The organism is Halobacillus litoralis (genome assembly GCF_020524085.2).
GTDB lineage: Bacteria > Bacillota > Bacilli > Bacillales > Halobacillaceae > Halobacillus > Halobacillus litoralis_E.
Map to the genome: position 1 here is coordinate 104,091 of NZ_CP129016.1, position 24,478 is coordinate 128,568.

The window sequence follows — 24,478 nt, forward strand, 5'->3', positions numbered from 1 at the left end:
ACATTTTATACGAATAAAAAGAGGTGTTGGTTTCATTTTTTTCAAAATACTTCCTGTTTAAAAAAAGAAAAAGGCGGAGTCAGTTCTCCGCCTTTTTCTATCTTATAATTTAGGATAACCTAAAACTGTTTTTACTTCTAAATATTCTTCAATCCCATAATCACCCCATTCTCTTCCTATACCAGACTGTTTATATCCACCAAATGGTGCGGCGAAGTCTGCTTCTGCATCATTGATCTTTACTCTTCCCGCTCGGATACTGGAGGCAACCTTCGCGAGTGTCTGTTCATCTTCCCCGAACACATACCCTGCAAGACCATATTTAACATCATTGGAAATTTCAATGGCTTCTTCTATCGTGTCATAGGTAATCAAGCAGGTGACCGGGCCGAATATCTCCTCTTGGGCGATGACCATATCATTATTCACATCTGTGAACACTGTAGGTTTGGCATAATATCCTTTGTCTAATCCTTCAGGCTTCCCTGTTCCTCCTACAAGAAGTGTAGCCCCTTCTTCTTGCCCTTTTTCAATATATGATTGAACGGTGTCCCACTGTTTTTTTGAAACTAATGGACCGATATGGTTATCTCCTTGAGGATCGCCGACAGGGAATTCTGGAAGCACTTTTTTAATAGCCTCTTCAAATGAGTCTTTCATAGAAGAAGGCACTAGTACTCTTGTGGCAGCTGAACAAACCTGGCCACTATTTGTAGCAATGTGACTGACAGCAGCACGAGCCGCTTTTTCAACATCAGCATCTTCAAGCACTACTAATGGAGATTTCCCTCCCAGTTCAAGTGCGACGTTAGCGATGCGTTCAGATGCATTCTGCATGATTTTTTGACCTACAGCACCAGAGCCCGTAAATGATACAAAATCGATATCTGGATGAGAGCTGATGCCATCACCAATAACTGAACCCGATCCATTCACTAAGTTGAAAGCTCCTTTGGGTACACCGACCTTATCAAAGATTTCAGTTAATATGATGGCCGCAAAAGGTGTCAACTCTGCCGGTTTCGCAACCACGGGACTTCCCGCAGCAAACGCACTGGCGATTTTAGTTGAAATTTGGTTTGTTGGGAAATTCCATGGGGTGATCAAGCCACTGACGCCCACCGAATCCTTCATGACCGTATGGCCTCCGCGATCTTCAATAAATGAAAAATCTCTTAACGATTCTGCCGCTTGTGAAAAATGATTATATCCCATCATATAATGAATGTTTTCAGAAATGGATTTGGGTGAACCCAATTCTTCCGTAATCGTCTCAATAATTTCTTCTTTACGGTTCTCATATTCAGCAGCTATGTTTTCGAGCATTTTAATTCTTTCTTCTTTAGAGGTTTGAGAGAAGGATGGAAAAGCATCCCGTGCCGCCTGCACCGCCTTATCCAAATCCTCTTTCGTTCCAAGACTAATGGTACCGATGACTTCTTCTGTTGCAGGGTTGATGACATCCTCTGTTTCGTTTCCTGTAGATTCTACCCATTCACCGTTTATATAATGCTTTAAGTAGTTGCGCATTTTCATTTCTCCTTCTCCTTTATTGAAAGAAAATTTTATTTTACTTGCTACATGGAGAATGTATCCGAATTTTCCCATTTCGAAACATGAGCATGCTTTCCAAACGGCTTTCACTCGACTATAATGGGGAGAACAAAAAGGAAGGATGAGTGTTGATGACTTCGACCAACCAACAAATTCAACATTACTTAACCAAGAATGAGGATAAAGCGCGCTTGCTCGTCAGTTGTCCAGACAAACCAGGAATCGTTTCCAGCATCTCAACATTCCTCTATGAACACGGAGCAAACATTGTGGAATCAAATCAATTTACGACAGATCATGAAGAAGGAACTTTTTTCCTACGTATCGTATTCGCTTCAGAAAATATGAAGTCCAAGGAAGAAACAATCAAAGCAGACTTCCATGCCCTTGCAGATCAATTTGAGATGACCTGGCGAATGACTTTCCTGCATGAACTGAAACGCACGGCTATCTTTGTATCCAAGGAACTTCATTGCTTGCGTGAACTTTTATATGAATGGGAAAGCGGTGACCTCGTGACGGACATTCCACTCGTGATCAGTAACCATGAATCAGCGAGGGAAATTGTCGAGTCGTTTGGTATACCTTTTTATTATATTCCTGCAAATAAAGAGATCCGTGAAGAGGTAGAAGAGCAGCAGTTGGATTTGCTAAAAGAGTACAATATCGATTTAATTATCTTAGCCAGATACATGCAAATCCTCACCCCTAAGTTTGTAGACAGTCATCCATCTAAGATTATTAACATTCACCACTCCTTCTTGCCCGCATTCATCGGTGCTAACCCTCACAAACGCGCTTACAAACGTGGGGTCAAGTTGATTGGAGCCACTTCCCATTATGTTACAGACGATCTCGATGAAGGACCGATCATCGAACAAGATGTAATCAGAGTTGACCATAGGAACAGTGTGAATGATCTAAAGAAAAAAGGACGTTTAATCGAACGCAGTGTACTGAACAGAGCCGTTAAATGGGCCCTTGAGGATCGTGTGATCGTTCATAAAAATAAAACCATTGTCTTATAAAGGCTTGCCTAGAAAGAAGGACCTGACTGGTTACGTCTGGTCCTTTCTTCTGAGTACATAATAGATAGGCAAGTCATCTCTTTCCCCACATAAAATGCAATAAGCATTTTATGTGGGGGGGATAGGAATGAATCACATCGTAAGAACTGGTGAAACCTTAGCACAAATTTCAAAAGATTATCGTACGCCCTTGAGAGATATCCTGGCGGCCAACCAAATAGCAAACCCGAATATGATTTTCCCCGGTCAAAGAATCCATATCCCAGGTTTTCCGAACCCAGATACAATCCCATATCGGATTGAAGTATCTACAGCCAACCGTCGATTGCGGTTATACAAAAATGGTACGTTGCAAAAAGAATTCCCTATCGCTGTAGGACGTATGCTCTCAGCAACTCCTGCAGGAAACTTCTTCATTATTAACAAAGCTCCAAATCCCAGGAGGACCTTATGGAACGATGTGGATGAGTTTATCCAAACAGCATTATGGCATTCATGGGACTAATAATCCTTCCTCTATCGGAAAAGCAGTATCTAAAGGGTGTATCCGGATGTTTAATAAAGATGTAGAAGAATTAGCAAGAACCATCCCTCTGGGAACTCCTGTTACCATCACACCTTAAGCAGACCAAAAAAGTCGATGGACATCCATCGACTTCCCACCTTCATTCCAACTCCGAACGACTTGTCACCTCTACTCCCTTCAGAGCCTGTGTAGCAAGTCTGTCCGCTTCTCCATTATCTTTCATGGAAATAACCTCGAAAGAAGGCACAATTCCCATCTGCTTTAGTTTTTCATCAATACGGTCCGCCCAATCATTCAAAGCCTCTTCCATCGTCGGCCACTCATCATTCAGTTGTTTGATCACAACTTGAGAGTCTCCTAAGAACCGGACGGGTATATGATGTACCCCCATAAAATCCAATTCTTGAATGGCTAAATGTAAGGCTGCGTACTCCGCCTCATTATTTGTATCTAACTCATCAACAAGGGCATTCATTCGAAAACGCTTGGCTTTCCCACTTTGAGTATAATAGATGACACAACCCAAACCTGCCTTACGCTCCTTTATTTCGTACCCACCATCAAAATAGACCGTAATATCATGAGGTTCCGTTTCAAGATCATCCAAATATTTTTTTAAATCCTTCCGCTTCCATGTCGTATCATGATCGTCGATAAAGGTAATCGATTTGGCTCGACCTGTCTTTTCCAAATCCTCTGTTATTAATAAGGCCTGCCCAATCGTCATCTCTTCTGACCTAAAGAAAGCTTCTGTTTTCTTCGGAGTTTTGTATGTAACTTCCAGTCTGATTTTCACCCAAACTCCACCCTCCCTAAAAGTTTTTCATGTATTTATTATGGTCTAATCATTTGAGATTATTTTTTATAGACGTTTGTAAAACCCTGTCGCTCTTCCCTCAAATCCAAAGGAGTGATAGATCTCATGTGCCTTCTTTCGTTCCGTTCTGTTTCCACTATTCAACATAATGGTTTTAGCACCATGGGTGACCGCCCATTCCCCGGCTTTTTCCATGAGCATCTTCCCTATCCCTTTTCCCTGTTCCGTTTCAAGCACAACAAAAGCGATGACACGCACGTGTGGTTCATCTGTATGATACGCCTCGCTAAAAGTCATCCCGATCATGCCAAGTAGTTCGCCATTCTCTTCATAGACGTAGGTTTGGTAATGTTTTCGTGATAATATCCTTTGCAGCCTGTTTTTCATCTGTTTTTCACTTGATGGATAACCGAGAGCCTCCATTAAAGGAACCATCCCGTCTGCATCTTCAGGCTTAACACACCGAATCATATGCTCCTCCTTATCCCCTTACTGAATTTTCCTTTTCAGCATAACAAACCTGAAGGCCTTCCTCGACCTTCAGGTTTGTCATCTTTCACTTATTTCATAACGTTCTCTTTTTGACGAAGCTCAACTCTTCGTATTTTTCCAGATGTGGTCTTCGGCAACTCTTGAATGAATTCCACTTTTCTAGGGTATTTGTAAGGCGCTGTCAATTCTTTCACGTGATTTTGAAGGTCGGAAACCAACTCATCGTTTCCTTCAAACCCTTTTTGAAGGACGATGTAGGCCTTTACAACGTTTCCGCGAACTTCATCCGGGCTTGCAACCACGGCACATTCTTGGACAGCCTCATGTTTGACAAGAGCATCCTCTACTTCAAACGGCCCTATGGTATAACCGGAACTAATGATAATATCATCACTCCTGCCTTCGAACCAAAAGTAACCCTCTTCATCCTTTTTAGCCTGATCACCTGTCACGTAATAATTGCCTCGGCGGGACATCTTTGTACGTTCAGGGTCTTTATAGTACTCTTTAAACAAGGCGGGGGTATCAAGATGGACGGCAATGTCTCCTACCTCACCAGCTTCTACAGGTGTACCCATTTCATCAATGATTTCGACCAGATTTCATGGCGTCGGCCGTCCCATAGACCCAGGGCGCACTTCCATATCCTTCATAATTCCAACAAGAAGCGTATTTTCTGTCTGGCCATAACCATCTCGCACCGTTACATCATAATGTTTTTGGAACGTGTCGATGACTTCGCGATTTAATGGCTCTCCTGCAGATACCGCACTGTGCAGACCCTCTAATTTATATTCAGATAGATTGTCTACCTTAGCCATCAAACGATATTCAGTCGGAGTACAACAAAGAACATTCACTTTATGCTCATCCATCAAGCTTAAATACTTTTTAGGATCAAATTTACCTTGATATATCAGACCTTGTGCACCTGTTCCGAGCACAGAAAGGAAAGGACTCCATATCCACTTCTGCCATCCCGGCCCTGCTGTCGCCCAAACCGTATCTCCATCTTGAATCGCCAACCATTTATCAGCCGCCGTCTTCAAATGGGCATATCCCCATCCATGTGTATGGACCACACCTTTCGGATTCCCTGTCGTACCAGAGGTGTAGGAAAGGAAGGCCATATCGTCTCTTGAAGTGTCCGCAAGCGACAACTCCTCACTATGATCATCCATTAGAGAATCAAGGTCACGCCACTTTTCTTTCGCCCCACCTACAGAAAAAGTAATCAAATCATTAAATTCATTCACGTCATAGAATTGGTCTGTATAGGGGTAATAGCTGACGACACCACTCACTTCTCCGTGTGAAATTCTATACTGTAAATCCTTTGTTCTCAGCATTTCCGAACTCGGAATAACGACAAGTCCTACTTTAAGAGCCGCGATGTACACCTGATAAGCTTCAATCAAGCGAGGAATCATGACGAGAACTTTGTCCCCTTGCTTCAAACCTTGTTCTAAGAAAGCGTTTCCAATTTTGTTCGCATTTTTCATTAACTCTTCATATGTAACTTCTCTCTGGTCACCTTGTTCATTCAACCATAGCAAAGCTTTTCTTCCCGTTTCTTTTGCGTACTTCTCCATCTCAGAAACGACATTGTACCTTTCAGGAGCAATCAGTTCTTCTCTTTTCATATAGCGGCCTCCTTTATTATGAGCGACTGTTCAGTTTGTCCATATCTATTATAGCAATTTTTCTTAATATTTCAAATAATGAATTATAAATTAATCCTACCACTAACGCTCCCGTTTGTGGAAGACTCATTTCCGGGATAACCGGGGTTCGTTTGCCATATTGTTGCGTCAGGGGTGGTCGGGAAGCCGCTCGCTTTCCTGCGGGGATGACGGAGAGCCTCCTCGAGCTCCGCTCTGCGGGGTCTCTCCAGCCCATCCATTCCCGCGGGAGTCTCCCAACTTCCCGAACACCCCATACGTTGAATGTGAGAAACGAACCCCTTTACCAAGTTAGATTGTCTTCCACACTCTCGCTTTTAGAAGTATAAGGCGCTCTGTATCAAGCTTTCAGGATTCATAAACCTGGGCATGGGAGGTTATTCTTACACTCCCATCAAGCTGGATAGTTACTTACCCTAAAAGTGGTTTCGAGACACCTATAAGATAAGGGCGGAGGGGAATGGCGAGACTCCTGTGGGAAAAGAGTGCTAGGTGAGACCCCGCAAGGCGTCCGCCTGAGGAGGCTCATCGCGCTCCCACGGAAAGCGAGTTATTCCCCGTAGCCCCCATCCACTCGATAAAAGTCTCGAAATCAAGTCTTCCACAATCCTGCCAATTAGTTGAATAAAGAGGAGTATTTGAGGGTATGGTACATATACTTGAATTGACAAATTATTTTAACTTTTCATATAATACGTGTAAGCATAAACAGGGAGTGATCATCAGTGGAAGCTCGCCCCGTTCGCAAGCAGCTGGGACTGACCAAGTATCAATTATTTCTCATATCTGCCATCATGGTCGCCGCATTCTTATCTGTATCCATGATCACGAAGAATTTCAATTATACGCTGGCTTCTTTGATCACAGTCGTTGTTATTAACCTCAGCATCTTACTTAAAACTGTTCGCCTACAAAGAAAAAGAGCCTTTAAATCCGGACTGTAACCGTCTGGATTAAAGGCTCTTTTTCTTTTCTTCTGTCCTGCTTTTACTTTGGCTTATAGACATGTAGTTGAAGCTCTCTTCCATATGCTGATCGATCAGCAGGAGCAAGCGTGGCAAATCTTTATTTCTTAATGCTTCTAGCAATCGTTCATGTTCTTTGAATCGCTGCTTTTCGTACAGGTCTTCATCGACGAACACATCATACAGCATAAGATATACATTGATTTGATTAAGGATTCTCTCTGTAAAATCAACCAAAAACGTATTTTTTGTTTTTAACGCAAGGGTCATATGAAATTGCTTGTTCACATCCAGGTACTCCAGAATACTTCGGTTTTTGTAGGCTCTTCTTTCCTGTTCAATCCATTCTTCTAGATGAACGAAATCTTCTTCATTCATCTGGTCATAGATTTGTTCAAGAGTCATTTTCTCTAAATGACGCCTCATGTCAAAGGCTTGCTTTATTTCATCAAGCGTAGGTTCAACAACGAAGGCACCACGATTTGAGTAGATCTTGACTAACCCTTCATCTTCCAGCTTTTTCATTGCATTCCTGATGGGGGTTCGTGAAACCTGTAATTCTTTCCCGATCATGTTTTCAACAAGCTGGGTACCTGGAGATAGATGGCGAAACAAGATATGGTTCTTCAAGTATTCATATACGTCATCCGTTCTGGATTGACGCTCATTGAGCGTATCTGTAAACGTGCGGTTCTGGATGTTATCCCACCTTTTAAGCCAAGCGTTTAAAGTTTTCACCGAGAATTTCATTCATCGAGTGGACCGTAATGAAAGCCTGTTCATCTATCGCTGTCATATATTTTTTCAAACGCGTGTAGTCTTTGCGGCTTAGTATCGTTGTAATGACTTCTTTGTCTTCTTGATTAAAAGCTCCTTTTGCCTGGTGGATCGTAGCCCCTCGTCCGAGCTGATTGACGATGAAATAACGGACTTGTTCACTTTCACGACTAATAATAACGATTTCTTTATTGTCTTCAAACTGTTGCAGCATATAATCAATAACTAGACCATTCAGAATGACACCGAAAAACGCATACATTCCTACAGTTGGTCCGAATAGGAAAATGGATGATGTTGCAATCGCAATATCAGAGAACAAGACACCTTTTCCGACTTCAATAGAAAAGAATTTATTCAAAATCATAGCAAGGATATCTGTACCGCCGGTAGAGGCTCCCTGATGAAATACAAGCGCCATTCCTGATGCGGCGATAATTTGGCCCATGATCAATTGAATGAGAAGGTCATTACTTAAAGGTTCCTGCATCGGAAAAAATGCTTCTAGTCCCCATACCATAAAGGACAGAGCAAAGCTTGCATAAATGGTCTTCAAACCAAATTGAAAGCCCAAGAATATAAAACCGACAATAAAGAGTATGATGTTTAAGATGATCATGATCATTCCTAATGAAAGATCAGGAATGACTTTATTCAGTACGATTGACGCACCACTAACTCCTCCTGTGGCAAGATCGTTTGGTGATAGGAAAAAATGGACGTTGATGGCTACCCCGAGCGCACCTAAGTTCATCAACAGAAAAGACCATACTTTTTTCAGCATCAGAAAGCCTCCTTTTTTATGTGGAAATAAGGTAGAATTTGTCGAACAAAATTGTAGTACAATCGGGATTATAGAGCCCATAAATACGTTTGTAAACAGCTTTGTTTGTAAAAATATATTTTATTTTTTGTAAGCGATTGAACGTAGAATTTTCTAATAACTACAGGCTTCCAAAGGCTGAAATTTCAAAATTTGATGATTCCTCACACCAAAACAATTAAGGTTTCATTCACAGATAAGGTTTCCGTTAGGTCTAATTTGTCGAAAATCCTATCTATTTCTCCTCCCTCACTAATAAAGCAGACAAAAAAATCATCATCCCTAATGGATGATGATCTTCAATGATTTCTATTTTGGTAACGTAACGGTAACCTTTGTACCGCTACCCTTCTGACTTTCGTATGATATTTCTCCATTCAGGTCTGAGACGATCTTCTTGGTGACCATCACTCCTAAACCGGTTCCTTTTTCTTTAGTTGTAAAGAAAGGTTCTCCAATTTTGGCAAGCTCTTGTGGAGTTAATCCAGGTCCATTATCTCTAACGGAAAGCGTTAGGTTAGAGCTGGACATTTGTATGCTTACACGAACCTCTCCCCCCTAGGTCTACAGCATCGATGGCATTTTTGACAAGGTTGATAAGAATTTGATTCAACCGCTTCGGTTCTGTTTCGAACTTGTCTTGTATAGGAGCACAATCAAAGAGAAGATAGATTTGCTTTTCGTTCGCTTCAGGTTCCAACAGCCTTAACACATAGGAAACCAGTTGTTCGGGGTCGATCTGCTCAAGTTGAATGGATGATTTCGGCTTGGATAACATCATGAAGTCCTGGACGATGGCTTCGATACGATTGACTTCGTCAAGAATGATTTCCTGATAGTTATCCCTCAATTCAGGATTAGCTGCTCCAATTTGCAGAAAGCCTTTAATCGCAGTCAACGGGTTTTTAATTTCATGTGCAATCCCCGCAGACATTTGCGTGATCGTTGATAGCTGCTGCGATTTCTCTTTAAGCTCTAACATTTCTTTGTATTCCGTGACATCCTCATGAATACCAAGAACATAAGAATTTCCATAATAATCAACCGGAAAGCCTTTTGTACGAATCCATTTCGTTTCTCCTTTAGAGCCTAAAAGACGGTATTCAACTTCACTTTCTTTCTTTGCCATTTCGTCTAGAGCTGTTCTTAAAGAAGCACGGTCTGCTTCATGAACATGCTCCATCAACAAATTCGGATCGAGGAAAGCTTCCCGACGGGAGATTCCGAACATCTCCTGAAAAGCTGGACTTACATAATGCAGTTCCTTAAAGTCAGGCTCGCTGATCCAAAAGACGTCTTTAATATTATTTGCAAGTAATGCAAACCTTTCTTCTGACGCTCTCAATGCTTTTAATTGATTTTTATATTCTGTTATGTCCTGAAGGAAGACAGTTATTCCCATCTCAGTAGGATGAACCGTAACCTGGACATCTGTATTTGTTTTCTTAAGGTAACCTTCAAACTCTACGGTCTCCTGAGTTTCCATCGCTCTTAAATACTGTTGAAAGAAATAATAGTGTTCACGAATCGGAAAGATATCCCATAACTTCTTAAAGTAGTTTTGTAAGAACGGAACCTCTGTCATTTCTTCCATTTTTGGATTGGCATACGTGACTTCCCAGTTGTGATTGATTAATGCTAGGCCGTGTGGGAATTTATCGACTAGATGCATCATTCTTTTTTTCATAGGGGAAGACTCCGCCCCAAACATTTGTATCATATTCCGGTGGTTTTGATATCCAACAGATTGATTCAATGATAAAGTGGCTTCTTCTTGCTTATTCGATGAGAGAGTCATAGAAGCAGGACCATCGACCGGATCCTTTATACTTTTCAAGGAAAAAGCAATTTGACCATTCGTCAGGTGAACCATTTTGCATTGATATTTATGTTTGTTCGTATCTGTCAACTGGACAGACGATTCTCTGAGACCATCCGTCAGGAGATTATGCAAAACCTTTTGAAGGCGTTGCTGTCCAGTATGGCCAAAACTGTGGATCCATTGAGAGAACGACATGTCCGGCTCTTGCAGTTGAAGTGTTCCTTGCATTTGCTGATTTAGCGTAACTGTTTGTAAACGCAAATCCAGTAAACATGCAGGTGTACCATTCAAACTTAAAACATCCAAAATTTCGCCGCTATGCACTTGGTCAGAATACCTCTCTCTAATTACCAATATTAAGACCTCTTTCCTTTTTGCCGTTCAATATTTTCCAATATGGTTATCATTATAACGTAAGCCTTGACAATTTTGTATATTTTCAAAAAAATTAACCTATTATTTTTCTAATTACTACAAATTATGAGATAGAAGACAAGTTTATGACCATTTTCTTGCTTCATTTCATCCTTCGATACTTCTCCAGAGCGTTAAGGAAGCATAACTCAAATAAGGCTCCCATTCCTTACTCCAGTGCTCCATTTGCTCGTATGTCGGTTTAGTGTCCAAGTCGAAATAAAACTTTAACGCATTTTGGATACCAATATCGGCTTTTGGAAAAAGGTTCGGCCGACCAACACCGAACATCATCCAGTTTTCTGCCGTCCAAGGCCCAATCCCTCTAACTTTAACCAGTTGTTTCATAATCTCTTCATCTGATTCATTCGCTAATGTTTCCAAATGGAGTTTCCCATCCACAATCAAACGGGATGTATCAATGACATATTCTGCTTTTCGCTGGCTGAATTGCAATTCTCTCAACGTTTCATAAGGGGTTTCGGCTACAGTTTCAGGATCTGGGTAAAACCATACCCCCTTCTTTTTCGTTCCCAACGTTTCTACAAACCGGGTACTCAACGTATAAGCGAATTTCATATTCAACTGCTGGTGGATGATGACTTTCATCAAACAGTCATAGAGATGAAAGTCTTTCACAATCGGTGTACCTGGATGTGCTTGGAACATTGTTTTCAAACTTGTATCCAAGAAGTGGTGATGCACTTTTTCTATATCTATATGCCATTGAAATAAATCAGATATGTGAGAGAGCAGCGCTTCTTTATCTTCCTCACTGTCACTCGACACTTCAAAAGAAGGATCAGCGGTTGTGCCGAGTCCCTGGACACGGACAATGTGGTGGTTTCCTCCTAGCTTTACTGGAACATCAACCCAACGCTCTTCCCGGTTTAGGTTGGTCAGAGGGTCAAACGCCCATCGAAGCAATGTGTAATCAAAATCATAAAAAGTGGTTGCTTTAAACTTTTCTTTCCACAAACTGTTTTTCCTCCCTTTTGTCGGACGATTTGTTTATAATTTGTTAAGAATGGGAACTATGCCCTAATGCCCTCTTTTACTCATTTCCATCTTCATTCCTTTTCAAACATTCTTCTACATCCACTTACATGTGTCCACCTACAAAGATTCTTATTTCGGGTCTGCTCTTTCGATTTTAACATGTCCTTTTTCTTGAGGAGCCCGCTTCGGGACTCTTGTCTGAGTGGGTCGGACAAACGGATCGCTTATATAGGTTGAGGATTCAACGAATAGATGAGGTTTAATTAAGTTCGGCACGTTTCTAATCAATGATCTTCCGCACCTACTATGTAAGTAGAAAAACCACTACACGGAATGTGCAGTGGTCTGAACTCAAAGTCCCCAAACAGGAGCAGGAACCATTTGTTTGATCATAAGATCATTTAAACTTCCAAAACGATACCCTCTTTTACGTAGTTCATCAATAAGTTGAGACAAGGCTTCAGCATTATCTTGAGAAACGGTGTGTAGAAGGATGACAGCACCTGGATGAATTTGATCGATGACACTTCTATACGCATATTCCCAGCCGCGTTGTTTGTCTGTTTCCCAGTCCACAAAGGCAAGAGACCAAAAGGCATGGGTATATCCGAATTCTTTTGCCCACTCTAAAGTTTTCTCATTAAAAGTTCCCCGTGGTGGACGGACGAATGTCATTATTTCCTGATCGGTCAACTCTTTGACAGCCTGGTCCACTCTTTCTAACTCCTGCTTCATTTTCTCTTTCGATACTTTTGTAAAGTCAGGATGGCTCCAGGAATGATTCCCAATCAAGTGCCCTTCTTTCGCCATTCGCTTTAGCAGTTCCGGTGCGCTTTCGATATAATGACCGGTAACAAAAAAAGTGGCGGGTACATCTTTTTCCTTCAACACGTCGAGTACTTGACCGGTGTACCCCTGTTCATAGCCGTTATCAAAGGTCAAATACACAATCGGGTCACCGGAAGGATCTGCATAAAAACCATCAAACTTCTCAATCATTGGACCATACCGCCCAACGTCAGGGACGGAACCATCCTTTTTCTTACTGAAACCCCAGCCCTCAGCCAATGTCTGGTTTGGCAAAATCAAGAGAATTAACGCCAGCAATAGGGCGAATGTTCTTTTCCACATAACGTACCACTCACTTTTTTCTTAGTATGTGTGGACATCCCGTGAATATAAAAAAAGGCAAGTGGGAAAATTACCCACATGCCTTTTATAAAAATAGGGAAGCTGCCCAACCGAAGATGAACAGTGGAATATTAAAGTGTAAGAATGTCGGAACACATGTATCCCAAATGTGATTGTGCTTTCCATCTGCATTCAGTCCGGATGTTGGTCCAAGTGTACTATCAGACGCAGGAGAACCAGCATCACCCAATGCTCCAGCCGTTCCAATTAGTGCAGCTGTAGCCATCGGTGAGAATCCGGCTGACAAACAAATAGGTACGAAAAGTGCCGCCAAAATCGGAATGGTGGCAAAAGAAGAACCTATTCCCATCGTGACAATCAACCCGACGAGTAACAGTAAAAATGCGATGAAGGCCTTATTATTACCAAGATAATCAGAACTGACTTCTACAAGAGCTGATACAGACTCTGTTTCCGTCAGTACGTTTGCATAACCTGCTGCTACTAACATAACAAACGCGATAAAGCCCATCATACCGATTCCTTCATTCACAACTTTGTCTCCTTTGTTATAAGGGACAACGCGGAAGATGAACATCAGGATAATTCCTGCGAGTGCAGCTAGAATAAGGTTCTGCCATACCGCTTGGATCACCAGGGTAACTACGATTGCTACGAGCGTCCAGAAATGATTAAGGTTAAATTTAGTCGATTGTACTCTTTCGACATCAACCCCGTCTCCTTCTGTATTCACATTCGGCAGATCACGTTTTTTCCGATACGTAATAAAAATGGCAATCAAAAGACCGACAATCATACCTGAACCTGGAATGATCAAAGATTGAGCGATCGAACCAATGCCAAGGTCGATTCCACTAGTGCTCATGGATGACTGAATCGTTTCATGGAAAATGTATCCAAAACCGATTGGCAGCATCACATAAGGAGCCTTCAAACCAAAGGTCAACGCTGCAGCAACAGCCCGTCGGTCCAATTTCATTTCATCAAATAACTTTAGTAATGGTGGTATTAAAATAGGAATAAAAGCAATGTGTACAGGGATAACATTTTGGGACAAGCTCGCTACAAATGCGATCACAAGTACCATCATCGTTCGTTTATCCCTCAAAACCCGAAGCAGATAACCAATCAGCAGTGAAGTGATCCCAGAATAGCTGATCGCTACCGCAAATGCTCCTAACAATATATAACTAAGCGCCACGCTTGCCTGTTCGCCCATACCGCCGACGAGCAGTTCCAATGAACTCACTAGTGTCTCCCCGTTCATGAGTCCTGCGGTCAAACCTGCGGCAAGAATAGCGATAATGACATTCACTCGTAATAAGCTTAAGATTGTCATTACCAGGACAGAGACAACAACTGCCCATGCCATAAAACATTCTCCTCTCAATTCTTTTCATGCATTAACGATTTATCATGATAAAGCACAAACGTAAAAAAATCAACCCTCAAAAAATTGAGAGTCAATTCTGACAATCCACTTATTCCATGTTCTTTTCAAGGTCTTCCAACATGGAAATGAGGCGATCGATATCTTCAACAGAAGTTTCTTCCGGGTCTAACTTTTCAATACGTCCCATAAAATCCGCCAGGCGCACCTTCAGATCTTCAATCCGTTCTTGTTGTGACATTCCTCTGCACCTCTTTTCTTCACACTTTCACGTTTTGGCCACGTCTATCATAGTACATGTCAACCAGCCTGTCCACAAAGAAGAAATCCATCCCCCACTAATGCTATAATGCTTGATAGAACATATAGGAGGACGAATTCATGTCATTAAATGAGTTTAATGCTTACCTGCAAGAAAACCCCATCATAAGACTTTTATTAATTGCAGCTATCCTTTTTGTAGTTGTCCTCATTCTCCGTAAAGTCATTCATACGTTTTTCAAAAAAACGGACTTCATTGAGGAAAGAAAAGAAAACACACTGGAATCTATGCTCAATTCCATAATCAGTTACACGGCACTCATCGGGTTCATTCTTGTCGTGCTTGATGAATTCACTTCCATTGAAAGATTACTTGCAGGCGCTGGAGTCATCGGGATTATTGTAGGTTTTGGCGCACAAAGTCTGATCAAAGACTTTTTTGCCGGCCTGTTCCTTTTATATGAAAAGCAGCTTCATAAGGGGGACTTCATTTCGGTCAACAACACCTTCCACGGGACAGTTGAGGACATTGGCCTCCGCTTCTTAAAGGTACGACAATGGAGTGGGAAGTTACTGACCATCAGTAATGGTCAAATCAACACCATTGAAAACTACAACTTTGAATATATGCGCGTCATTGAAAAAGTGACCACAAGTTTTCACCAAGACCCTAAACAAGCGTACCAAGTCTTAGAAAAAGCCTGTGAGCGTTTAAATGAGGAATTGCATGAGTACCTGAAGAAAGATTTAACGGATAAGCCTTATGAACCTTACCAAGTGTATGGCATGTCCTCTTTGAACCATGAACACCGTGGATATGAATATACAGTCGTCGCTGTGGTCAATGACTTAGTCTACTGGACGGCAGCAAAAAAAACGCGCCTCATTCTTGCTGAAGAATTGTTTGATAACAATATCTTCATGGCAGAACAGCGCGTTAAATTGAACTCATCTCGTTCCGAGGACCATCACTTCACTTCAAATGAAAAGCTCACGTGATCTTGGATCGGGATCCATGCCCCGATTCCTTGCCTCGTGACGTTTTTAACGTTCAACGTTTTTTTCGAACCTTTGAGCTGAATGTACACATCACCAAACGTCACTTCCCCTTTTTCATTGACAGCTGGTGCATAAGCATGCAGAATCCCTACTTTGTTCGTTGGTACACCATAGGTATTGTTTTGCTTAGTCCCTTTACCAATAACAGTGTTGAAGGAAAGTGGAAGCTTGGTATTTTTTTGTGCTTCTAGCAGAATCAGCTTCATCATTTGGTCGCTGTGACTGATTCTTGAAGTCAAACCACCTTTGATCTGCTTTTCTTCTTTTTGTACATAACTTAGCTTTTCTGTCTGCTTTCCACCATGGTTGCTGTATTCATTCGTATTAATCTCTTGGTATTCCCAATTGATATTCGTTTCTTTGGATTCGTAAGCAAGCGGCCATCGTCCTAAAAAAATCTCGCCTCTGTAACCAATGGCGAACGGAGATGGTTTCAATGACGTTTCATTCAACATCTCAATCAATTGCGGGTTCGTCACTCGAACCTCCGTATCTTCCATCAATTCTTTCGTAATTTCTTCCGCTTCCAACAACTCTTGATCATCTGTCGAATTCGGATACGTGTTGTCTTTAGATATGTTCAGCACATGATTCGGAATCGCACTTTCTTTTTCTGCTTTCTTATTTTCAGCTGATATCGATCCAGCACTGATGAACATGAAGATCCCAATAAATATGATCAGTCCTAACCATTTTCTTTTCACATCATGGGCCACCTTTCTTTTTTTATATTTTGTGAAAAATGGCCCGGACTATACACAAGGAATCACGAAAGCATCTTGTTCATGGCGTGGTTCGCCTTCCCATCGAAAAACTGAATGAAAGGTCCAATCAAGACAATAATAATGACGGTACCGATTCCAATCGGCCCTCCCAGTGCGACCGCAAGGACAAGCGCAAAAACTTCCGTCAACGTTTTCGCTGTTCGTAAACTAAAACCGAACCTCTTCTGTAAAGCAACCATGAATCCATCGATGGGGTTCAAAGAAAACTTCGGTTGTAAGTATAAAGAAACCCCAAAGGCAATAATGGCAATTCCACCTACCAGCACCGTCAATTGAACCCAGAAAGACGCGAGCCTGAACGTATCAAATACGGATAACATCCAGAAATCAATGAATTGTCCAATGACGAAGATTGTAATAACAGCCAATAAATCCGGTTTTTCTTTTGCAATAATTGCGTTTGTAAAAATCAGCATAGCACCGATCATAATGACCCAGCTACCCACAGTAAAACCGATGGTCTCAGACAGGCCGACATTCACAGCATCCCACGCACCAGCTCCGAGATCTGATTTGATCGTCAATGTAATCCCAAGGGAAATGATGATCAACCCTATAAGATAAAAGAAAGCTTTAATAAAAATATTCCTCATTCCATCTCTCTCCTCTTTCTTTATGTAATGATAATGCCAGACATAGCTGTTGGCATTTCAACATTTATTTCACTATATGGCAGGATTGCGGAAGACTCAGTTTCGAGATTTTTCCGAGGTTCGTTGCCTTGTTAGCGTTGTGGTGGTCGGGAAGCTACTCGCTCTATTCCCCTCCGTCCCCACCTACTCAACAAAAGCCTCGAAACTGAGTCATCCACAAACGGGAGCTTATACGCTAGAGAATCATGCACAAAAAAAGAGCGCTTATCCAAATTTAGGATAAGGCTCTTTCATTTTACTTGCTTAGATGAATGCACTCAAGCGTTTCTTCCACTTCTATACTATTTTGAACCGATTGAACCATAGAACAATTTTTCTGAGAAATATCCAGGTTCTTCAACAACTTATCCTGGTTCAAGTGATACCCTTTAATAACATAATGAAGGTGAATTTTCTCAATACGATTGGCTTCATCAGGATTCCTCTCGACCTCAGCCGTCACTTTAATATCCTCATAGTCCGTCCGTTGTTTATCCAGGATCTTTCTGAAAACCCCGATGCTGCAACCTGCAATAGATGCAACCATAAGCTGATAAGGGCGGAAACCGAACGTCTCATCACCTGAAATGTTCAATTGCCCGTAATCAAATGACGTGCGAACACCATTTTCTTTTAAGTAAAAGTCCATAATTCATTCACTCCTTTGACAATATACTGCGCCTTTAGTTTTATAATAACCGTTTTCAGTAAGGAAATAACCTTCTTATGAGAAAGAAAAACTTGTCCCCTCCTATCGCTTTCTTATACGATAAGGAAGTATGAAAAAAAGGGGGCCGTAAGCTTATGGTATCCAAACAAACAAGATTCTGGATCTTGATAGGTCTCGTAACCATCTCTGGGTTTTCCCAAGGTATGCTCCTTCCATTGATTGCTGTCATCCTTGAACAGAACGGCATTTCTTCTTCTATCAATGGACTGCATGCTACGGGGCTTTACATAGGAATTTTAATTTCCTCCCCTTTCATGGAAAGACCACTGCAGCGAGTTGGTTATAAACCAATGATTATGTTCGGAGGGGCCTTGGTTATTGTATCTCTTGCCTTATTTCCGTTTTGGCAGGCGCTATGGTTCTGGTTCATTTTAAGGGTCACCATTGGGATCGGTGACCAAATTCTTCACTTTGGAACTCAAACGTGGATCACAGCCACAGCTGAAAAACACAACCGTGGTCGAAGTATTGCTTATTACGGCTTATTTTTCAGTGTAGGCTTTACGCTTGGACCGTTAATGACTAACCTGTTGGCTTTCGGTATCTATGTACCTTTCATCATTTCTTCATCGTTAAGTTTAATTGTCTGGTTATTCATGATTTGGGTTAGAAATGAAACACCTGAAAAAGACCTTACCACAGCCTATGGAACAAGTTCAATCAAAAGGTTTGCCAAAGCCATCCGACTTGCCTGGGTTGCTTTTTTACCACCTCTGGCCTATGGATTTCTTGAAGCAACCCTGCATGGAATCTTCCCTGTTTATGGGATGAGGATTGGACATGATGTGAACTTATTATCCTTGATTATTCCGTGCTTTGCTGCAGCAAGTTTATTTTCTCAAATTCCATTAGGTGCGTTAAGTGATCGGATCGGAAGAAAGAAAGTCATTTTGACTGTTGTAGCTGGGGGAATCATTGCCTTCCTTGCCGCAGCTCTGTTCGAAAGCTCTGTAATCGCTCTTTTCGCCACTTTCGCACTAGGCGGTTTATTCGTCGGTTCCTTATTCTCTTTAGGTATTTCATTCATGACAGACTTGCTCCCAAAGGACCTCCTTCCAGCTGGTAACATTTTATGTGGCATGGCATTTAGTGTCGGGAGTATTCTAGGACCTTTCTTGTCCGGTTTTTTCTTGGACCTTTGGCCGAACCTATCGTTTTTCTACGTCATTGTTACCCTCTTAATTATAGTTTTTGCAGCTACCGTGTACAAAAAAGATCCAGATGCTGCAGCATTCCAACACACTTAATACTTGTCTCTTGATCAAGTGTCGTGAAACAGATGCTTCTATATTTTATAATGGTGAATGAAAAAAGCTGCGGACGTTTTGTCCGCAGCTTTTGTTTATTCAGATAAGGCTTGAGTCAATACATCAAGGTTTTGTTCCATCAACGTAAAGTAGTCTTCATCGTTCTCCACATTATCTTCTGTTAGAACAGACAGGTTGTGGAAACGAAGCGCTTCGGCTCCAATTTCATTTTGGATCACTTCTGAAACTTTCGGAGTAATATTCTGTTCGAAGACAACATACTCAAGATGATTTGACTCGGCGACTTGAACGATATTTTCAAGGTCTTTCTGAGAGGGCTCATTTGTCGGGCTTAGTCCGGATACTGCAATCTGTTCAATTCCATAAGCCTCTTCCCAGTAACCATAAGCGGCATGGGAAACAATCACTTTGCTTTTAGCCTGAGATTCTACACCCTCATGAAACTCCTCATCTAAATCCATCAATTTCGCTTGTAGTTCTTTATAATTTTCTTCATAAAGCTCTTCCTGCTCTGGATTCATTTTGATCAACTGACTTTTGATACCTTCTGCCATTTGTGCTGCTCGTACGGGATCTAACCAAACGTGAGGGTCCATTTCACCATGATCGTGCCCTTCATGACTATCTTCTGCATTGGCATGTTCATCTTCTTCATGCGTATCTTCTTCTTTAGCATGCTCATCTTCTTCATGCGCCTGCTCATCTTCTCCATGATTATGAACATGTTCTTTCAGGTCAATATCTGCTGCAGCTTCCAGGATTTCAACACCCTCTGGCTCAATAGATTCAGAAATTTTCTTTGCATAGCCTTCTAAACCAGCGCCATTATAAACAAAAAGATCTGCTCCTGCCATTTTCACCATTTCCTTGGTTGTTGGCTCATAAGTGTGTGCGTCTGAACCCGGAGGCAGAATAGATTGTACGTTTACCGTCTCTCCACCAATTTGTTCAGTGAAAAACTGTATAGGATAAACCGTTGTATAAACACGTAGTGCTCCGTTATCTTCACTTTCTGTTTCGTTATTCTGCTCGGTTGTCGTCTCTTCATTTCCACAAGCAGTAACCACAAGAATGATAAGTATAAAAGATAGTAAGATTGCTAGTTTTTTCATTCGTAGACCTCCTCATCTTCCCAAAAAGATTATATCGTAACCGTTACACTTTGTAAACAGTAACCATTACTTTTTGTAACACACAAAAAAAGATACCCGCGTTCTACACGCAGGTGTCTTTTCATACTCGTGCACAGGTCAATGGCATTGCGGACATTTACCATATATTTCGAACTTGTGGTTTTCCACATCATATCCGTTCAAGTTCTCATTAATACTATCCATCGGGCAGAATTCAATCGATTTTGTTTTTCCGCACGTGGTACAAATGAAATGATGATGATGTCCATGCGTATCACAACCTAAACGAAAATGCTTTTCTCCCCCAAGCTCTGTAGCTTCTAAAATATCAACATCTGTCAGCATATAAAGATTTCGATAAATCGTATCATAACTTACACCAGGGAAATCATTTTGAATTTCTTTTAAGATTTCTTTTGCAGCAATATATTGGTCTTGTTTCACAAAGATTTCTAAGATGCGCTCACGCTGCTTTGTCCTTTTATACCCTTTTTCCTTCAACCTCTTCAAAGCTGTCTCTATGTTCATTATGCTTCACCCTTTATCCATTGTTGAGATCGAACTCGTTTGTAAAGAATCGACATAATTAAAATCAAAATAGCTGTGACTACGATCGTCCCTCCTGGAGGTACACTGAGATGATAGGATGAAACAAGGCCTATCAGTACAGAGGTTTCACCAAAAGCGATGGATAGACCAATTGTCTGCTTGAAGCTTTTGGCAATTCGGATCGCCGATGCCACTGGTAAAGTCATTAAAGCCGATACAAGTAAAATCCCCACTACCTGCATAGAGGATGCGATGACCAGTGCGACCATGACGATAAACAACAAATGAATCCATCTTCCATTTACACCTGACACAGACGCATGCTCCTCGTCAAAGGAAAGGACGAAAAGTTCCTTATAGAACAAAATAACAATGAGAATAACAATAGAGGTAATCACAAGCACTGTCCACATGCTATCACGGCTGACGGCGGTTACACTTCCGAATAAATAACTGAATAAATCCGTATTAAAACCGTCTGCCAGAGAAATGAGAATCACACCGACACCGATTCCGCCAGAAAGAATAATCGGTATAGCAAGTTCTTCATAGTGTTTATACACTTTTCGAAGCCGTTCAATTAAAATCGCTCCGAACACGGAAAAGGCCATTCCCATATAAATCGGATTCCAGTCATTGACAGAGGTCACTCTTTTTTCAAGCAAAAGACTTGCGGCAATCCCTGTTAGCGTGATGTGGGATAAGGCATCCGCAATTAACGACAAGCGTCTGACCACAATGAACACTCCCAATAATGGAGCAACAATTCCGATTAAGATTCCTGTTATAGCGGCGTTTTGTAAAAATTCATATTGAAGAAAGCTATTAATCATTGTGGTTCACCTCATGATGCGTGTGATTATGGGTCAGCTGCTGAACAGAATGACCATAGAGCTGATTAAGGTCCTCTTCACTGAACTCCTTATATTCCTCTGAAGCTCCGTGGAAATGAACCGTTTTATTCATACAAATGACGTGTGACGCATGATCGGTAATCGTCCCGATATCGTGAGTGACCATCAAGAGGGTAATTCCCTGCTCTTTATTCAGTTTACCAAGCAAATCATAGAACTCGGTTACGTGCTTCGCATCTACCCCGACCGTCGGCTCATCAAGAATTAATAAGGAAGGATCACTCACTAAAGCCCTTGCGATAAACACACGCTGCTGCTGTCCTCCGGATAATTCTCCGATATTGGAATAGGCATATTCCTCCATCTCTACGACTCTCAAAGCTTCTAAAGCTTTCTCTTTATGTTTTTTATTGAAAAACTTAAATGCTCCGATACGGGAGACCAGCCCGGTCTTCACAACTTCGATTACAGTCGCAGGGAAACCAGAATTAAAACTATTCGCTTTCTGTGAAACGAATCCAATTTCCTGCCAATCCTGATAGTGCTTTAAGGTTTGACCGAATAAACGAATGGAACCATGGTCCGGCTTAACAAGACCCAGCATCAATTTAATCAATGTGGACTTCCCTGAACCATTCGGGCCGACAAGACCGAGGAACTGGCCGGATTGAATGTCCAAGTTCACGTCTTTGACCACCCATTCTCTATCATATTTAAAAGAAACATTTTTTAACTTTACAATTGTTCGATTTTCCATGGTCAATCCCTCTCGAAATAATAATCATTACGAATTAAATTATAATGGATACGTACGTTAAAGTAAAAAGGTCTGAATTATAGCAATCCCTTTTTGAAACACATGCTAATCAATAATCGTTACGATTTAAATGCACAAGGTCCATCATAAAGGAGGATCCGTTCCGAATCAAGACCATTTTTCATTTCCGTACCAGGTACAAGATTCCTCTTTTACATCTAATAATCAGAATGGTCCCGGGTATGACTTACTAGAGTTCGTTGCTGTTCACGTTGAGCAGTTGCCATATTTGAAATGATACGTAAAGACAAAAAAAAGCCAGAGCTGAATGAAAAGCTCTGGCTTCATCATTTATAGATATCGGTTGTGGCGCTTCTCCAAATAATCTTGAAGAGCCGAAAAAATCATGGTAAGCGGCCAATACACAAGGGCTGCTGTAATATACATCGTCATCGAATCGACTGTTCGCCCTGCTGCGATTTGTGCTTTGTTCAAGATCTCAGGTACAGAGATCATGGCAGCAAGTGATGTGGCTTTCAGCAAATCAAGAAAGACATTCCCAAGCGGCGGGATGGCAATTCTCGTTGCCTGAGGCATGATGATTCTTCTTATTGTCTGCCAATACGTAAAACCGAGCGCGCGGGATGATTCCCATTGACCATTCGGAACACTGTTCAGAGAAGCTCGATTGATTTCTGCAATATACGCTGCACTGTTTGTTCCGAATCCGATGATCGCCGCTACGGTTGCCGGCATTTTTATTCCTACAACAGGAAGTCCGAAATACAAAACGAATAAATACACGAGGATTGGGGTACCTCGCATAAAAGAAATATAAAATCGGGCCGGCCATCTGAGCCAGACAAAATCCGATCCTCTCGCAAGTGCTAAAAAGAACCCAAGAACGAGCCCGAGCAGCATACCACTCAAAGCGACCAGCAAGGTCAGGGGCACACCTTCAAGAATAAAAGGAAGATTCTCCCAGGCACGCTCTGCGTTGAAAAGCTTTTCGAATTGAATCTCGTTTATTTCGATACCTAACATAAGGATCTCCTTACAGGTCTAGACCTTCGATTTCACGGATATCTGCATCTGGCTTTTTCGAAGCATCCTTGCCACCGAAGAACTCTTCAGAAAGCTTCGTAAGGGTTCCATCTTCCCGCATTTCTTGTAGCACAGCATCGATTTCCTCTTTCATTTGAGATGCGTCATTGGGCATAACAATGGCTGAGTTCGTCGGATGGAACTTCAAGTCCGGATGTAACTGAACTTCAATATTAGGCAGTGCTTTTAATGCAAGGGACTGCAAGTAATAATCATTGATAATGAAATCTGTTCTCCCACTTTCAACATCGCGTAAATAAACATCATTTGTTACATTACCGTATGTTTTCGTCTCTGCACCAAAGTGTTCAGCAATTTGGGAGAACACCGTAGTCGCTCCACCACCATGTTTTTTCCCTTCGAGATCTTCCAATTTCTCAATTCCAGATAAGTCAGACTCACGGACAATCATTGTGGAATAAGAATATTTATATGGTTCACTAAACGTAAACTGTTCCTGCCGAGCTTTCGTTACTTCCATGTCGTTGATCACTGCATCAATACGGCCACTGTTGATGGCAGAAAGAAGTCCGTCGACTCCATATTCTTCAAATTTCAATTCAAGACCGAGGCGATCCGCCACCTCTCTCATGATTTCTACATCATAACCAGTCATTTCATCAGAGTCTTCTGGATAATAAGAAGCGGGGAAAAGAGTACCGGAAGTACCAACAACAATCTCCCCTTTTTCTTGAATTTCGCTCCATTTGCTATCGGAAGCTCCTTCGCTTCCATTGCTATCTGAACTGCTTTCTCCTTCATCACTTGAACCACAAGCAGCGAGGAATCCGGCAAGCATAAGCATAAGTATGAATAAAAGACCTTTGCGCATTCGTTTTTCCACCTTCCATATTTTTTTGCACCTGTCTAATATAGCAACTTGACACCTGTAATATCAACTGCCT

At 41.6% G+C, this 24,478-nt stretch carries 24 protein-coding genes and 2 pseudogenes; 5 read left to right on the forward strand and 21 right to left on the reverse strand.

Going from position 1 to position 24,478, the window contains the following annotated elements:
* Nucleotides 1-102: 102 nt before the first annotated feature.
* Nucleotides 103-1,530, reverse strand: a complete 1,428-nt coding sequence (locus LC065_RS00630) for an aldehyde dehydrogenase family protein (protein WP_226587749.1) — start codon at nucleotides 1,528-1,530, stop codon at nucleotides 103-105.
* 152 nt (nucleotides 1,531-1,682) lie between these two features.
* Here LC065_RS00630 and purU point away from each other — a divergent pair, with 152 nt between their 5' ends.
* Nucleotides 1,683-2,582 (forward strand): formyltetrahydrofolate deformylase, encoded by a 900-nt coding sequence (purU, locus tag LC065_RS00635; RefSeq protein ID WP_371933381.1) that lies wholly within the window; start codon nucleotides 1,683-1,685, stop codon nucleotides 2,580-2,582.
* Nucleotides 2,583-2,709: 127 nt separating this feature from the next.
* Nucleotides 2,710-3,205, forward strand: a pseudogene (locus tag LC065_RS00640) (L,D-transpeptidase family protein).
* A 42-nt stretch (nucleotides 3,206-3,247) separates the two neighbouring features.
* Here LC065_RS00640 and LC065_RS00645 read toward each other — a convergent pair.
* The 3 genes and pseudogenes from LC065_RS00645 to mbcS form a co-directional block, all read right to left on the reverse strand.
* The gene (locus LC065_RS00645; RefSeq protein ID WP_306163678.1) at nucleotides 3,248-3,904 is read right to left on the reverse strand and encodes a reverse transcriptase-like protein; all 657 of its coding nucleotides are present in this window, start codon (nucleotides 3,902-3,904) and stop codon (nucleotides 3,248-3,250) included.
* Between the two features lie 66 nt (nucleotides 3,905-3,970).
* Nucleotides 3,971-4,396, reverse strand: a complete 426-nt coding sequence (locus LC065_RS00650; RefSeq protein WP_226587757.1) for a GNAT family N-acetyltransferase — start codon at nucleotides 4,394-4,396, stop codon at nucleotides 3,971-3,973.
* 89 nt (nucleotides 4,397-4,485) lie between these two features.
* Nucleotides 4,486-6,060, reverse strand: a pseudogene (gene mbcS / locus LC065_RS00655) (acyl-CoA synthetase MbcS).
* Between the two features lie 764 nt (nucleotides 6,061-6,824).
* Here mbcS and LC065_RS00660 point away from each other — a divergent pair.
* Nucleotides 6,825-7,043 carry a hypothetical protein gene (locus LC065_RS00660; RefSeq protein WP_226587761.1) on the forward strand — a complete coding sequence of 73 codons (219 nt, stop codon included), beginning with the start codon at nucleotides 6,825-6,827 and terminating at the stop codon, nucleotides 7,041-7,043.
* A gap of 9 nt (nucleotides 7,044-7,052) precedes the next feature.
* Here the strand turns inward: LC065_RS00660 and LC065_RS00665 are convergent, their stop codons facing one another.
* From LC065_RS00665 to LC065_RS00700, 8 genes are all read right to left on the reverse strand, one after another.
* Nucleotides 7,053-7,802 carry a GntR family transcriptional regulator gene (locus LC065_RS00665; protein WP_226587763.1) on the reverse strand — a complete coding sequence of 250 codons (750 nt, stop codon included), beginning with the start codon at nucleotides 7,800-7,802 and terminating at the stop codon, nucleotides 7,053-7,055.
* Nucleotides 7,777-8,625, reverse strand: coding sequence for a YitT family protein (locus LC065_RS00670; RefSeq protein WP_226587765.1), 849 nt, complete (start codon nucleotides 8,623-8,625; stop codon nucleotides 7,777-7,779). Before LC065_RS00670 ends, LC065_RS00665 begins: the two co-directional genes overlap by 26 nt.
* Before the next feature lie 348 nt (nucleotides 8,626-8,973).
* Nucleotides 8,974-9,195, reverse strand: coding sequence for an ATP-binding protein (locus tag LC065_RS00675; RefSeq protein WP_306163679.1), 222 nt, complete (start codon nucleotides 9,193-9,195; stop codon nucleotides 8,974-8,976).
* Nucleotides 9,182-10,840: a PAS domain-containing sensor histidine kinase gene (locus tag LC065_RS00680; protein WP_306163680.1), complete on the reverse strand. Its 1,659-nt coding sequence runs from the start codon at nucleotides 10,838-10,840 to the stop codon at nucleotides 9,182-9,184. Before LC065_RS00680 ends, LC065_RS00675 begins: the two co-directional genes overlap by 14 nt.
* A 168-nt stretch (nucleotides 10,841-11,008) precedes the next feature.
* Nucleotides 11,009-11,878: a DNA-3-methyladenine glycosylase family protein gene (locus LC065_RS00685; protein ID WP_226587769.1), complete on the reverse strand. Its 870-nt coding sequence runs from the start codon at nucleotides 11,876-11,878 to the stop codon at nucleotides 11,009-11,011.
* 372 nt (nucleotides 11,879-12,250) lie between these two features.
* Nucleotides 12,251-13,030 (reverse strand): delta-lactam-biosynthetic de-N-acetylase, encoded by a 780-nt coding sequence (pdaA, locus tag LC065_RS00690; protein ID WP_226587771.1) that lies wholly within the window; start codon nucleotides 13,028-13,030, stop codon nucleotides 12,251-12,253.
* 85 nt (nucleotides 13,031-13,115) lie between these two features.
* Nucleotides 13,116-14,423 (reverse strand): Na+/H+ antiporter family protein, encoded by a 1,308-nt coding sequence (locus tag LC065_RS00695; RefSeq protein ID WP_226587773.1) that lies wholly within the window; start codon nucleotides 14,421-14,423, stop codon nucleotides 13,116-13,118.
* Nucleotides 14,424-14,532: 109 nt separating this feature from the next.
* Nucleotides 14,533-14,682, reverse strand: a complete 150-nt coding sequence (locus tag LC065_RS00700; protein WP_167356021.1) for an SE1561 family protein — start codon at nucleotides 14,680-14,682, stop codon at nucleotides 14,533-14,535.
* Between the two features lie 140 nt (nucleotides 14,683-14,822).
* Between LC065_RS00700 and LC065_RS00705 the strand changes: the two genes are divergently transcribed.
* Nucleotides 14,823-15,701: a mechanosensitive ion channel family protein gene (locus tag LC065_RS00705; RefSeq protein ID WP_306163681.1), complete on the forward strand. Its 879-nt coding sequence runs from the start codon at nucleotides 14,823-14,825 to the stop codon at nucleotides 15,699-15,701.
* On the opposite strand, the gene LC065_RS00710 is transcribed toward LC065_RS00705, so the two are convergent.
* The 3 genes from LC065_RS00710 to LC065_RS00720 form a co-directional block, all read right to left on the reverse strand.
* Entirely contained in the window at nucleotides 15,671-16,465 is a 795-nt protein-coding gene (locus LC065_RS00710) for a YfkD famly protein (protein ID WP_226587777.1), read from the reverse strand. The genes LC065_RS00705 and LC065_RS00710 overlap by 31 nt on opposite strands.
* A gap of 62 nt (nucleotides 16,466-16,527) precedes the next feature.
* A complete protein-coding gene (locus tag LC065_RS00715) occupies nucleotides 16,528-17,139 on the reverse strand; it encodes a YczE/YyaS/YitT family protein (RefSeq protein ID WP_226587779.1) in 612 nt (203 codons plus the stop codon).
* Nucleotides 17,140-17,434: 295 nt separating this feature from the next.
* Nucleotides 17,435-17,827: an OsmC family protein gene (locus LC065_RS00720; RefSeq protein ID WP_226587781.1), complete on the reverse strand. Its 393-nt coding sequence runs from the start codon at nucleotides 17,825-17,827 to the stop codon at nucleotides 17,435-17,437.
* A gap of 155 nt (nucleotides 17,828-17,982) precedes the next feature.
* On the opposite strand from LC065_RS00720, the gene LC065_RS00725 reads away from it, so the two are divergent.
* Nucleotides 17,983-19,155 carry an MFS transporter gene (locus LC065_RS00725; protein WP_226587783.1) on the forward strand — a complete coding sequence of 391 codons (1,173 nt, stop codon included), beginning with the start codon at nucleotides 17,983-17,985 and terminating at the stop codon, nucleotides 19,153-19,155.
* 95 nt (nucleotides 19,156-19,250) lie between these two features.
* Here the strand turns inward: LC065_RS00725 and LC065_RS00730 are convergent, their stop codons facing one another.
* The 6 genes from LC065_RS00730 to LC065_RS00755 form a co-directional block, all read right to left on the reverse strand.
* The gene (locus LC065_RS00730; RefSeq protein WP_226587785.1) at nucleotides 19,251-20,288 is read right to left on the reverse strand and encodes a metal ABC transporter solute-binding protein, Zn/Mn family; all 1,038 of its coding nucleotides are present in this window, start codon (nucleotides 20,286-20,288) and stop codon (nucleotides 19,251-19,253) included.
* A gap of 138 nt (nucleotides 20,289-20,426) precedes the next feature.
* Entirely contained in the window at nucleotides 20,427-20,837 is a 411-nt protein-coding gene (locus LC065_RS00735) for a Fur family transcriptional regulator (protein ID WP_226587787.1), read from the reverse strand.
* The gene (locus LC065_RS00740) at nucleotides 20,837-21,691 is read right to left on the reverse strand and encodes a metal ABC transporter permease (protein WP_226587789.1); all 855 of its coding nucleotides are present in this window, start codon (nucleotides 21,689-21,691) and stop codon (nucleotides 20,837-20,839) included. Before LC065_RS00740 ends, LC065_RS00735 begins: the two co-directional genes overlap by 1 nt.
* Nucleotides 21,684-22,469, reverse strand: coding sequence for a metal ABC transporter ATP-binding protein (locus LC065_RS00745; RefSeq protein ID WP_226587791.1), 786 nt, complete (start codon nucleotides 22,467-22,469; stop codon nucleotides 21,684-21,686). Before LC065_RS00745 ends, LC065_RS00740 begins: the two co-directional genes overlap by 8 nt.
* A gap of 351 nt (nucleotides 22,470-22,820) precedes the next feature.
* Complete coding sequence (locus LC065_RS00750; RefSeq protein ID WP_226587793.1) at nucleotides 22,821-23,513, reverse strand: amino acid ABC transporter permease; 693 nt, start codon at nucleotides 23,511-23,513, stop codon at nucleotides 22,821-22,823.
* 10 nt (nucleotides 23,514-23,523) lie between these two features.
* Nucleotides 23,524-24,405, reverse strand: coding sequence for a transporter substrate-binding domain-containing protein (locus tag LC065_RS00755; RefSeq protein WP_226587795.1), 882 nt, complete (start codon nucleotides 24,403-24,405; stop codon nucleotides 23,524-23,526).
* Nucleotides 24,406-24,478: the final 73 nt, after the last annotated feature.